Annotated in this window: 6 protein-coding genes and 2 pseudogenes; 7 read left to right on the top strand and 1 reads right to left on the bottom strand. The window is 55.3% G+C overall.

Annotated features, from left to right (window positions below; genetic code table 11):
• Window positions 1-66: 66 nt before the first annotated feature.
• The 5 genes and pseudogenes from K5I40_RS15080 (at window position 67) to K5I40_RS15100 (ending at window position 7,296) form a co-directional block, all read left to right on the top strand.
• Window positions 67-1,074, top strand: coding sequence for a LacI family DNA-binding transcriptional regulator (locus tag K5I40_RS15080; protein WP_039030419.1), 1,008 nt, complete (start codon window positions 67-69; stop codon window positions 1,072-1,074).
• A gap of 132 nt (window positions 1,075-1,206) precedes the next feature.
• Window positions 1,207-2,028 (top strand): 4-hydroxy-tetrahydrodipicolinate reductase, encoded by an 822-nt coding sequence (gene dapB, locus K5I40_RS15085; RefSeq protein WP_138370411.1) that lies wholly within the window; start codon window positions 1,207-1,209, stop codon window positions 2,026-2,028.
• Window positions 2,029-2,483: 455 nt separating this feature from the next.
• Window positions 2,484-3,632 carry a glutamine-hydrolyzing carbamoyl-phosphate synthase small subunit gene (gene carA / locus K5I40_RS15090; RefSeq protein WP_139564307.1) on the top strand — a complete coding sequence of 383 codons (1,149 nt, stop codon included), beginning with the start codon at window positions 2,484-2,486 and terminating at the stop codon, window positions 3,630-3,632.
• Between the two features lie 18 nt (window positions 3,633-3,650).
• Window positions 3,651-6,874, top strand: a pseudogene (carB, locus tag K5I40_RS15095) (carbamoyl-phosphate synthase large subunit).
• A gap of 188 nt (window positions 6,875-7,062) precedes the next feature.
• Complete coding sequence (locus K5I40_RS15100; RefSeq protein WP_223074978.1) at window positions 7,063-7,296, top strand: YgdI/YgdR family lipoprotein; 234 nt, start codon at window positions 7,063-7,065, stop codon at window positions 7,294-7,296.
• A gap of 51 nt (window positions 7,297-7,347) precedes the next feature.
• On the opposite strand, the pseudogene K5I40_RS15105 reads toward K5I40_RS15100, so the two are convergent.
• Window positions 7,348-10,223: pseudogene (locus K5I40_RS15105) on the bottom strand (autotransporter outer membrane beta-barrel domain-containing protein).
• Window positions 10,224-10,599: 376 nt separating this feature from the next.
• Here K5I40_RS15105 and kefF point away from each other — a divergent pair.
• Entirely contained in the window at window positions 10,600-11,130 is a 531-nt protein-coding gene (gene kefF, locus K5I40_RS15110; protein ID WP_039030413.1) for a glutathione-regulated potassium-efflux system oxidoreductase KefF, read from the top strand.
• A complete protein-coding gene (gene kefC / locus K5I40_RS15115; protein WP_223074976.1) occupies window positions 11,123-12,988 on the top strand; it encodes a glutathione-regulated potassium-efflux system protein KefC in 1,866 nt (621 codons plus the stop codon). The genes kefF and kefC overlap by 8 nt, the downstream gene beginning before the upstream one ends.

Raw genomic sequence — 12,988 nt, forward strand, 5'->3', positions numbered from 1 at the left:
ACTCACAGGGAAAAATGCATAAAAAAGGTTATTCGATTAATCTTGTATGAAACGCAAGGAGACAGCATGACGGGAATGACACTGGCAGACGTCGCGAAACGCGCTGGCGTATCAACGGCAACGGTCTCAATGGTGCTCTGTAACAAAGGCCGTATTTCGCAAAGTACGCGCGAGCGCGTGCTAAAGGCGCTGGATGAGACGGGCTACGTCTATAACCAGACGGCGGCCAATTTACGTAATCGCCGCAGTAACCAGGTGGGTCTGCTTTTGCACGATATCACCAACCCTTTTTACGGAGAGATGACCGCAGGGCTAAGCCATGAAATGGAACGCCATGAGCTGCTGCTTTTTCTGGCCAACAGCGAGGAGTCCGCAGAGCGACAGCAAAAATTTGTCGATTCGCTGATGCGCAATAACGTGGGAGGGATGGTGCTGTGTGCGGCCCGCGAAACGCCCCAGGCTTTTTTTGATGGGCTAAAGCGGCGCAACATTCCGGCTATCATGGTTGTGCGCCCGCTGAAGGATCCGGATTTTGATTTTGTCGGAACGGACAACTTCCTGGGCACGCAGATGGCGACAGAGCATCTGCTCAGAATGGGCCATCGGCATATTGCGTTTATCGGGGGGAGCCAGAACTCGGGCTCGCGGGCGCAGCGTATCGGTGGTTTTACCAGCAAGCTGCTTGAATTCGGCGTGACGCCGAATCCTGCCTGGATCAGAACGTCGCAGGCCAGCCAGAGCGATGGCGCGCGCGTAGCGGAGGCGTTACTCCTTGAAAATCCAGAAATCAGCGCTGCGATTTGCTACCAGGATATTGTGGCGCTGGGGGTGATGCAAAGTTTACGCAAGATGGGCCGTGAACCGGGGCGTGACTTTGCGCTGATCGGCTTCGATGACATTACCGAAGCGGCTCTGGTCCAGCCGGCATTGACCACCGTGTCGGTGGCGGCAAAGGAGATTGGCCGCAAGGCGGGGGAGCTGCTGTACAGCCGCATCCAGGGCAATGACGAACCCGCCAAACGGATCATCCTGCCGCCTGCGCTGGTGGTGCGGGAATCATGCGGTTTTCGCTGACGATCATGTCTTTAACTGATATCTATCCCTGTTTATCATTAAATTCTAATTATTGGCGTTTTCTGTGGCGGCCTTTGCGAAGGCTGGTTAATCTGAAAACGGTTTACATCATTTTAACGTAAGAGAATAACTATGCATGATGCACAGATCCGCGTCGCCATTGCCGGCGCGGGTGGTCGTATGGGCCGCCAGTTAATTCAGGCGACATTGCAGATGGATGGCGTGGCGCTGGGGGCGGCGCTGGAGCGTGAAGGTTCCACGCTGTTGGGTGCCGATGCTGGCGAACTGGCGGGCGCAGGCAAGTCAGGCGTCACCGTCCAGAGCAGCCTTGAGGCGGTTAAAGACGACTTCGATGTCTTCATCGACTTCACTCGCCCGGAAGGCACGCTGCACCACCTGGCGTTTTGTCGTCAGCACGGCAAAGGCATGGTTATTGGTACCACCGGTTTTGATGATGCCGGTAAGCAGGCCATTCAGGATGCGGCAAAAGCGATCCCTGTCGTGTTTGCAGCCAACTTTAGTGTGGGCGTGAACGTGATGCTCAAGCTGCTGGAGAAAGCGGCGAAGGTAATGGGGGATTACACCGACATCGAGATCGTTGAAGCTCACCACCGCTATAAAGTGGATGCGCCGTCCGGCACCGCGCTGGCGATGGGCGAGGCGATTGCCCAGGCGATGGATAAAGATCTGAAAGAGTGTGCCGTCTATACCCGGGAAGGGCATACCGGTGAACGCGTTCCTGGGACCATTGGTTTTGCCACCGTGCGTGCCGGCGACATTGTTGGTGAACATACCGCCATGTTTGCCGACATCGGTGAGCGCGTTGAAATTACCCATAAGGCATCCAGTCGCATGACTTTTGCAAATGGGGCTGTTCGTTCTGCAATGTGGTTGAAAGGCAAAAAAGATGGTCTTTATGACATGCGAGATGTGCTCGATCTCAACAATTTATAATCATAGTTACCCTTCGTGATGTGGTTATTGCAGTCGTAATTACTTGATTGCAGAGGGCAATAAATTATTGCCCTTTAATTTTACAAGCTTGATGTATGTTTTTATTCCAAGCGCGATAAAAAATAACTTATACCATGATTTTTTGTTTCAATGTTGTGAATTTTGACCAGATGGTCCACTTTTTCAGGCCGGGTCAGATGTTTTAACAACAAACTTGTCTCGCAAGCGTTTTCCTGAGTGATTTAGTTGATCTTTTTAGCCATTAATAATCCTCCGCCCGGTCAGTGACACGAAAACCACAAACAAAACCCACTTTTTAAGTTGACTTCTCCCGGGTAAATCTCCAGAATGCCGCCGTTTGCCGAAAATCCACTGGCAGCAGATTTGCATTGATTCAGACTGTAGTTATGAATTAATATGCAAATAAAGTGAGTGAATATTCTCTGGAGGGTGTTTTGATTAAGTCAGCGCTATTGGTTCTGGAAGACGGAACCCAGTTTATCGGTCGGGCCATTGGGGCAACAGGTTCGGCGGTTGGGGAAGTCGTTTTCAATACTTCAATGACCGGTTATCAAGAAATCCTCACTGATCCTTCCTATTCCCGCCAAATCGTCACTTTAACTTATCCCCATATCGGTAATGTCGGCTCTAACGCCGCTGATGAAGAGTCCTCCCAGGTACATGCACAAGGTCTGATCATTCGTGACCTGCCGCTGATTGCCAGCAACTACCGCAATACTGAAGACCTCTCATCCTACCTGAAGCGCCATAACATCGTGGCGATTGCCGATATCGATACCCGTAAACTGACGCGTCTGCTGCGTGAAAAAGGTGCCCAGAACGGCTGCATTATCGCTGGCGACAACCTGGACGCGGCCCTGGCGCAAGAAAAAGCCAAAGCCTTCCCGGGTCTGAACGGCATGGATCTGGCAAAAGAAGTGACCACTGCTGAATCCTACAGCTGGACGCAGGGTAGCTGGACGCTGGCAGACGAACTGCCGGAAGCGAAAAAAGAAGACGAGCTGCCGTTCCACGTGGTGGCCTACGACTACGGCGCCAAGCGCAACATCCTGCGTATGCTGGTTGACCGCGGCTGCCGCCTGACCGTTGTGCCGGCTAAAACCCCGGCAGATGAAGTGCTGAAGATGAATCCGGACGGGATCTTCCTCTCTAACGGCCCGGGCGACCCGGCACCGTGCGACTATGCTATCGACGCGATCAAGACCTTCCTTGAAACCGACATTCCGGTGTTCGGCATCTGTCTCGGCCATCAGCTGCTGGCGCTGGCGAGCGGTGCGAAGACCGTGAAGATGAAGTTCGGTCACCACGGTGGTAACCACCCGGTGAAAGATATCGACAACAACACGGTAATGATTACCGCGCAGAACCACGGTTTTGCCGTCGATGAAGCCTCCATGCCTGCCAACCTGCGCGTTACGCACAAGTCGCTGTTCGATGGCACCCTGCAGGGCATCCATCGTACCGACAAACCGGCGTTCAGCTTCCAGGGTCACCCGGAGGCAAGCCCAGGCCCGCACGATGCCGCGCCGCTGTTCGATCACTTCATCGAACTTATCGAGCAATACCGTAAGACCGCTAAATAATCAGGAGCCGAGAAGACCATGCCAAAACGTACAGACATAAAAAGCATCCTGATCCTTGGCGCTGGCCCGATTGTTATCGGCCAGGCCTGTGAATTCGACTACTCTGGCGCACAGGCGTGTAAAGCCCTGCGCGAAGAGGGCTACCGCGTTATCCTGGTGAACTCCAACCCGGCCACCATCATGACCGACCCGGAAATGGCTGATGCCACCTACATCGAGCCAATTCACTGGGAAGTCGTGCGCAAAATCATCGAAAAAGAGCGTCCGGATGCGGTGCTGCCGACCATGGGCGGCCAGACGGCGCTGAACTGCGCGCTGGAGCTGGAGCGTCAGGGCGTGCTGGCCGAGTTCGGCGTGACCATGATTGGCGCCACTGCCGATGCGATTGATAAAGCAGAAGACCGCCGCCGTTTCGATGTGGCGATGAAAAAATCGGCCTCGACACAGCGCGCTCCGGTATCGCACACAATATGGAAGAAGCGCTGGCGGTTGCCGCTGACGTGGGTTATCCGTGCATCATCCGTCCTAGCTTCACCATGGGCGGCACCGGCGGCGGTATCGCGTACAACCGTGAAGAGTTCGAAGAGATTTGCGCCCGTGGTCTGGACCTCTCTCCAACCAACGAACTGCTGATTGACGAATCGCTGATCGGCTGGAAAGAGTACGAGATGGAAGTGGTGCGTGATAAAAACGACAACTGCATCATCGTCTGCTCCATCGAAAACTTCGACGCCATGGGGATCCACACCGGTGACTCCATCACCGTGGCACCGGCCCAGACCCTGACCGACAAAGAGTACCAAATCATGCGTAACGCCTCGATGGCGGTACTGCGTGAGATTGGCGTCGAAACCGGCGGCTCTAACGTTCAGTTCTCGGTTAACCCGAAAAACGGTCGTCTGATTGTTATCGAAATGAACCCGCGCGTATCTCGCTCTTCTGCGCTGGCATCGAAAGCCACCGGCTTCCCGATTGCCAAAGTCGCGGCGAAGCTGGCGGTAGGTTACACCCTCGACGAACTGATGAACGACATCACCGGCGGCCGTACTCCGGCATCCTTTGAGCCGTCCATCGACTACGTTGTGACCAAAATTCCTCGCTTCAACTTCGAGAAGTTTGCCGGCGCCAACGACCGTCTGACCACCCAGATGAAATCTGTTGGGGAAGTGATGGCGATTGGCCGTACCCAGCAGGAATCTCTGCAGAAAGCGCTGCGCGGCCTGGAAGTGGGCGCCACCGGTTTCGACCCGAAAGTGAGCCTGGACGACCCGGAAGCGCTGACCAAAATCCGCCGCGAGCTGAAAGACGCGGGCGCCGAGCGTATCTGGTACATTGCCGATGCCTTCCGCGCTGGCCTGTCCGTCGATGGCGTCTTCAACCTGACCAACATCGACCGCTGGTTCCTGGTGCAGATTGAAGAGCTGGTGCGTCTGGAAGAGAAAGTCGCTGAGATTGGCATCAACGGCCTTGACGCTGACTTCCTGCGCATGCTGAAGCGTAAGGGCTTCGCCGATGCGCGTCTGGCAAAACTGGCGGGCGTGCGCGAAGCGGAGATCCGCAAGCTGCGTGACCAGTATGACCTGCACCCGGTCTACAAGCGCGTGGATACCTGTGCGGCAGAATTTGCGACCGACACAGCGTACATGTACTCCACCTATGAAGACGAGTGCGAAGCGAACCCGTCCGTTGACCGCGACAAAATCATGGTGCTGGGCGGCGGTCCAAACCGTATCGGCCAGGGCATCGAGTTCGACTACTGCTGCGTACACGCCTCACTGGCGCTGCGCGAAGACGGTTACGAGACCATCATGGTCAACTGTAACCCGGAAACCGTCTCTACCGACTACGACACCTCCGACCGTCTCTACTTCGAGCCGGTAACTCTGGAAGACGTGCTGGAAATCGTGCGCATCGAGAAGCCAAAAGGCGTTATCGTGCAGTACGGCGGCCAGACGCCGCTGAAGCTGGCGCGCGCGCTGGAAGCGGCAGGCGTACCGGTTATCGGTACCAGCCCGGATGCGATTGACCGTGCGGAAGACCGCGAGCGTTTCCAGCATGCCGTTGACCGTCTGAAGCTGAAACAGCCGGCTAACGCCACCGTCACCGCCATTGAGCAGGCGGTTGAGAAGGCCAAAGAGATCACCTACCCGCTGGTGGTGCGTCCTTCCTACGTGCTGGGCGGCCGTGCGATGGAAATCGTCTACGACGAAGCCGACCTGCGCCGTTACTTCCAGACTGCGGTCAGCGTCTCTAACGACGCACCGGTACTGCTGGACCGCTTCCTGGATGACGCGGTGGAAGTGGACGTTGATGCTATCTGCGACGGCGAAATGGTGCTGATTGGCGGCATCATGGAGCACATCGAGCAGGCGGGCGTTCACTCCGGCGACTCCGCCTGTTCTCTGCCAGCCTATACGCTGAGCAAAGAGATTCAGGACGTGATGCGCGACCAGGTGAAGAAGCTGGCCTTCGAGCTGCAGGTTCGCGGTCTGATGAACGTGCAGTTTGCGGTGAAAGACAACGAAGTCTACCTGATTGAAGTCAACCCGCGTGCGGCGCGTACCGTACCGTTCGTCTCCAAAGCAACCGGCATCCCGCTGGCGAAAGTGGCGGCGCGCGTGATGGCTGGCCAGACGCTGGCACAGCAGGGCGTAACCAAAGAGATTATCCCGCCGTACTACTCGGTGAAAGAAGTGGTGCTGCCGTTCAACAAATTCCCGGGCGTTGACCCGCTGTTAGGGCCAGAAATGCGCTCTACCGGTGAAGTCATGGGCGTGGGCCGCACCTTCGCAGAAGCGTTCGCCAAGGCGCAGCTGGGCAGTAACTCCACCATGAAGAAACAGGGCCGTGCGCTGCTGTCCGTGCGTGAAGGGGATAAAGAGCGTGTGGTAGACCTGGCGGCGAAACTGCTGAAACAGGGCTTCGAGCTGGACGCCACCCACGGTACCGCGATTGTGCTGGGTGAAGCCGGTATCAACCCGCGTCTGGTGAACAAGGTGCATGAAGGTCGTCCGCACATTCAGGACCGTATCAAGAATGGTGAATACACCTACATCATCAACACCACCGAAGGACGTCAGGCGATTGAAGACTCCAAGCTGATTCGCCGCAGCGCGCTGCAGTACAAAGTACACTACGACACCACCCTGAATGGCGGTTTTGCGACAGCGATGGCGCTGAACGCGGATGCCACCGAGAAGGTGATTTCGGTGCAGGAGATGCACGCGCAGATTAACAAGTAATACGGCTGTTATCGTAGGCCCGGCAAGCGAAAGCGTCGCCGGGAAAACGGCGGGTGGCGCTTCGCTTACCCGCCCTACGATAGCGTTCTCCCTCTTCAGAACCTTCTGCTTTTCCATCTCCCGTCAGTCAGTTAGCCTAAAATTGTCAGGTCGATAATTAAATCCAACTGAAAAGCAGGGAGAACACCATGCGAAATAAACTTTTGCTGACTTCTATTTTTGCTGCCGCAGCGCTGTTCACCGTAGCCGGTTGTTCATCTAACCAGGCGGTGAAAACCACCGATGGCAAAACTATCGTCACCGACGGTAAACCGCAGGTGGATGATGATACCGGTCTGGTGTCCTATGAAAATGCGGAAACCGGGCAGACCGAGCAGATCAACCGCGATCAGGTTAAATCCATGGGTGAGCTGGATAACTGATAAAAAAATGCAGTGGCCTGGGCCACTGCATTTTTCATTACGAAACGGGAATTACCAGCGGTGATTTAACAGGATATGGCCGCCATAGGCGTCATAGCTGTTTTCGCCCCATTCGCCGCTGGCGCGCAGGGAGATCAGCGTGGTCTCGTTCAGCTTGCCGGTTACGCCCAGCTCCAGCTGGCCACGGTCATCCGGGGTGTCGTTGCTGAAGGCTTCGCCGTTGAAGGCCAGGTCATTCTGTCCGGCGCCTTTCAGCCAGTTCACCGCCACATACGGCTGCCACGCCTGTACATCTTTCTGGTTAAAGTAGCTGGATTTCACACCCAGGCGACCCAGTATGCTGTCGTTATCAAGCGCGGTGATACGTACGCCGTCGGCGTCAGTATGATCGTCCTGATCAAGATAGCTGTAGACCGCCTGGATCTGCGGCTCGATTTTCCAGGTTCTTTCGTTTTCTGAATCCACAATCCACGCATGACCTGCTTCCAGCGACACGGCAAAACCGCTGCTGTTGTAGGATTCATTGTCGCGTCCGTCGCTTCTCAGCTTGTTGTGATACCAGCCGTATGAGGCCCAGCTGTCGATATAGCTGCCTTTACGCAGCTGCTGATCTTCTTGCCAGGTGGCGTATACCCCGACGTTCACACCATCGACCTTGCCCTGCGCGGAACGCTTGCTGCCCACCGAGTTGGAGTCGGTTTTGGCCTGGCCTGCACCAAACATCATCCCGCCATGCAGCACGCCGGTATCCAGCTGCTTGCTGATGAAATCGCTGCCGACCTGCATCACGTACTGGGTGGTGTCGTAGTTGACTTTTCCGCCCGCCACGTCGTTATCATGGTAACGGCCTTTGACATACATCCAGGTATTGAGGTCTTCGCCGTTGCGCAGCGTGAGCTGATCGCGATCGTCACGTTTATGCAGGAACATCCCCTGGGCGGCCAGATAGTTCCCCAGGTAAGCACCGACTTCAGGTGCCATTACCTCAGGCGCTACCGGAGTTGTATTTCCGCCGTTATCGTTGTTTCCGCCGTTATCGGTATTAGCGCCGTTATCGTTGTCACCGTCGTTGTCGGTATTGTCGGTGCTGCTACCGTCATCATCGCCGCCGTTGTTCTGGTTATCATCTGAAGGTGGCGTTTTGGATTCAAGGTACCAGTTGCCATCGCTCTTCTGATTCAGGTTGTATTCCCACGCACCCACCACAGCAGGTTTCGCCAGGGTAAAGGCCGCATCAGAGTTTCCGCCGACGTTGATAATTTCTATCCCGTTGACCGTCTGCGCCCCGAGGCCGCCAATATTGCTGAGCTTGATACCGGACTGACCCGCGCTGTTGCCGGTAATGGTCAGATGATCGGTACGGGAACTGTCCTCGCCCAGGATGCTGTTCATGACGATCTTACTGCCGCTCTGGCCGGTATAGTCGCCGTTGATGGTGAATTTATTGCCGACATAGTCGTTGAGGCCGCTGATTTGCAGCGTGCCGCTGTTGTTAACATTGCCGTTGATGGTGTTAGCCGTGGCGGAAAGGGTGTCGCTATTGCCGGAAACCGCATTCCAGGAAGCCAGCACGCCGCCGCTCAGGATATCAACATTGTTGTTAACAGTCCCTGCGCTGGCGAAGGTGGCGCCATCCGCTACCGTCACGGTCGCGGTATTGCCTGCGCTACCCAGCGTTGCGCCTTCAGCGACCAGCGTCGTGCCGCTGTTCAGAAGCGTATTGCCGGTGTAGCTGTTGTTGCCGGTCAGCGTTAACAAATTCGCATCGATTTTTGCACATTACCGCTGCCGGTAATGTCGGTGGCAAAGGTGGAATCAGAGCCCTGGTTAAAGATAAACGTGCCGTTATTGGTCACTGTGCCGGTCAATGAACCGGTATTCGTGCCGTCACCCAACTGTAGAGCTGCATCGTTGGCAATCAGGGTGTTTCCGGCGCTGTTTTTCACATCGCCTGCGAGCGTCAGTTTGCCCGTATTGACCTTGATCGAGTCGCCGGAGCCGATGACGTCGACATTGCCGGTCAGCGCCCACTCTTCACCGCTCATGGTCAGGGAAGCGAAGCCGTCACCCGCATTCAGGCCGCGGAAGTTGCTGTCCTCTGAACCCGTACCGCGTAAAGTTAAGGTATTGGTACGTGAGTTCGTTGAGATAACGTCGCCATCAAGCTCAGACCCGGTACTCAGAGTTAATGTGTTGGTTTGGCTACTTTCAAAGGTCACTGCGCTTGCTGAACCTTTTATCAGGCCGGCGTTATTGATCAGAAGTCTGTGGTTACCGGTTGCGATAACCCCGTTCTGGGCTCCTTCGATCCTTCCGCTGTTATCAAGGTTGCTTCGGCCTGCATTATTAAGTTCTACGCCATTTCCGGCGCTGCCTTTGAAAGTGCCCGCATTATTGAAGGTGATACCCGCGTCGGCAGAAATCCCTGTTTTACCTTCGATAATTCCTGTTTTGGCATTCGCAATATTGAAGCTGCTGGAGTCTTCAAGGATCTTAATGCCATTCTCTGCCCCTCTGATGTTCCCGGCGTTGTTTATCTCCCCGCCCATATTATTGACGGTAATGCCATTGGCTGCGGTGGACTCGATCAGCGCATTTTGCTGGTTTGTCACTACGAGAGTTTGCGCTTCCGTAGAGATAAACATACCGTCGCCCGCACCCGTCAACTGCCCACCATTAAGGACACTGCGGACAATGTCGTCCGAAATAGTGACAGTAGGTGTTGTCATGGAAGGGGTGATATAGATGCCTTCAGGGATGATGTATTCACTGTCAGAGGAGAAAACCTGCGCGGTATCCGTTGAACCACTGATTGTGGTTTCTGCAGATACCATTAGTGGAGTGAATGCAATTAACGCTGATAAGGCCGGAAAAAGACTTTTAAGAAATGTTGTCGTCTGATTTAATTGCGGTGTTCTTGTTTTCATTGCCACATCCATTTTGTGATTATAAAAATATGTATTTAGATAACAACTTTTTAACTACCTGTTTTTTTAAGACTTAAACGACAGCTTAAAAGCAAAATTATTGGTTCTTAACTATTTCTTGTATAGCTATTCATTTTAAATTTTTGATTAATTTTAATTTAATTATTCCATTGCTTTTATTATTTCTGATTAATGGGTTTGAATTATAAATATTATATTTTCTTGATATATTTTTAATGGAAATGATTATTCTGACCAGAAAGTGATTTATCAATCTTTGCGGTTAACCCCGGCAAGGGCACAGAGCCCTTCAAACGCCTCCCTTTCCTGTCTACACTGACTCTTACAACAAGAAAGCAGTTAAACCAGGTTAATCATGATACTCATTGTCTATGCGCATCCTTATCCGCACCATTCCCATGCGAATAAGCGGATGCTTGATCAGGTAAGGACACTTGAAGGGGTGGAAATCCGCTCTCTTTATCAACTCTATCCGGATTTCAATATCGATATCGCCGCCGAACAAGAGGCGATATCCCGTGCCGATCTCATCGTCTGGCAGCATCCGATGCAGTGGTACAGCATACCGCCGCTGCTGAAGCTGTGGATCGATAAGGTGTTCTCTCACGGCTGGGCATACGGCCATAACGGCAGGGCGCTGAAGGGCAAAAGTCTGCTCTGGGCGGTGACCACCGGTGGCGGTGAAAGCCATTTTGATATCGGTTCTTTCCCGGGGTTTGAGGTGCTGGCGCAGCCGCTGCAGGCCACCGCGCTCTACTGTGGGCTGAACTGGCTCCCGCCGTTTGCCATGCACTGCACGTTCGTCTGCGACGACGAAACCCTTCAGGCGCAGGCGCGTCACTATAAACAACGTTTACTCGACTGGCAGGAGGCGCACCATGGATAGCCATACGCTGATTCAGGCGCTGATTTACCTGGGCGCCGCGGCGCTGATTGTGCCCGTTGCCGTGCGCCTTGGGCTTGGCTCGGTGCTGGGCTATCTGATCGCCGGCTGCGTCATTGGCCCGTGGGGGCTACGGCTGGTTACCGATGCCGAGTCGATTCTGCACTTTGCGGAAATCGGCGTGGTGCTGATGCTCTTCGTCATCGGTCTGGAGCTGGATCCGCGTCGCCTGTGGAAGCTGCGCGCCTCGGTATTTGGCGGCGGGGCGTTGCAGATGCTGGCCTGCGGCCTGCTGCTGGGCGGGTTCTGCATCCTGCTGGGCATGAACTGGAAAGTGGCGGAGCTGATCGGCATGACCCTGGCGCTCTCGTCCACGGCCATCGCCATGCAGGCCATGAATGAACGCAACCTGACGGTTTCCCAGATGGGGCGCAGCGCCTTTTCGGTGCTGTTGTTCCAGGATATTGCCGCTATTCCGCTGGTGGCGATGATCCCGCTGCTGGCTACCTCCGGAGCGTCTACGACCCTGGGCGCCTTTGCGCTTTCAGCATTAAAAGTCGTCGGGGCGCTGACCCTGGTGGTACTGCTGGGCCGGTACGTCAGTCGACCATTACTGCGTTTTGTTGCCCGTTCCGGCCTGCGGGAAGTGTTCAGCGCCGTGGCCCTGTTCCTGGTCTTCGGTTTTGGCCTGATGCTGGAAGAGGCCGGGCTCTCTATGGCGATGGGCGCGTTCCTGGCAGGCGTGCTGCTGGCGAGCTCCGAGTATCGCCACGCGCTGGAAAGCGATATCGAGCCCTTCAAGGGCCTGCTGCTGGGGCTGTTTTTCATCGGCGTGGGGATGTCCGTTGACTTCGGGACGCTGGTGACCCATCCGTTGCGCATCGCCATCCTGCTGGTGGGCTTCCTTGTCATTAAAATGGCCATGCTCTGGCTGGTGGCTCGCCCGCTGAAGGTTCCAGCAAAACAGCGTCGCTGGTTTGCGGTGCTGCTGGGCCAGGGGAGTGAGTTTGCGTTTGTGGTCTTTGGCGCAGCGAACATGGCGAACGTGCTCGATCCTGAATGGGCGAAGGCGCTGACGCTGGCGGTCGCACTGTCGATGGCGGTAACACCGCTGCTGCTGGTGGTGTTGACGCGACTGGAGGCCGCCGACAGTGGTCAGCAGCACGAGGCTGATGAAATTGACGAAGAACAGCCGCGGGTGATCATCGCCGGGTTTGGTCGCTTCGGCCAGATTGCAGGCCGTCTGCTGCTCTCCAGCGGCGTGAAGATGGTCATCCTCGATCACGATCCTGACCACGTTGAAACCTTGCGCAAGTTTGATATGAAGGTCTTTTATGGCGATGCCACGCGGGTTGATCTGCTGGAGTCCGCTGGGGCGCAGAAGGCCGAAGTGTTAATCAACGCAATAGACGATCCGAAGAACAGCCTGCAGCTGGCGGAGCTGGCGAAGACGCATTTTCCGCATCTGAAGATCATCTCCCGCGCCCGCGATGTCGATCACTACATCCAGCTCCGCCAGATGGGTATCGACGCGCCGGAGCGTGAAACCTTCGAAGGTGCGCTCAAATCCGGTCGGCTGGCGCTGGAAAGCCTCGGTCTCGGGGCTTATGAGGCCCGGGAGCGCGCCGATCTGTTCCGCCGGTTTAATACGGAGATGGTCGAAGAGATGGCGGCGATGGTTGAAAACGATGCTACCTCGCGCGCGGCAGTGGTGAAACGCACCAGCGCCATGCTGACGGAGATCATCAATGAAGACCGAAATCACCTCTCGCTGACCCAGCGCCATGGCTGGCAGGGAACCGAAGAGGGTAAGCATACCGGCGATCCGCAGGATGAGCCGGAGAGTAAACCTGTAGCGTGA

Origin of the sequence: Leclercia sp. LTM14, assembly GCF_023736175.1 — a bacterium.
Taxonomy (GTDB): Bacteria; Pseudomonadota; Gammaproteobacteria; order Enterobacterales; family Enterobacteriaceae; genus Enterobacter; species Enterobacter barmai.

Excerpts from the sequence above, each read along its gene's own strand:
- kefC (WP_223074976.1), top strand. The coding sequence starts at position 11,123 with ATGGATAGCCATACGCTGATTCAGGCGCTGATTTACCTGGGCGCCGCG.
- kefF (WP_039030413.1), top strand. The coding sequence starts at position 10,600 with ATGATACTCATTGTCTATGCGCATCCTTATCCGCACCATTCCCATGCG.
- dapB (WP_138370411.1), top strand. The coding sequence starts at position 1,207 with ATGCATGATGCACAGATCCGCGTCGCCATTGCCGGCGCGGGTGGTCGT.
- K5I40_RS15100 (WP_223074978.1), top strand. The coding sequence starts at position 7,063 with ATGCGAAATAAACTTTTGCTGACTTCTATTTTTGCTGCCGCAGCGCTG.
- K5I40_RS15080 (WP_039030419.1), top strand. The coding sequence starts at position 67 with ATGACGGGAATGACACTGGCAGACGTCGCGAAACGCGCTGGCGTATCA.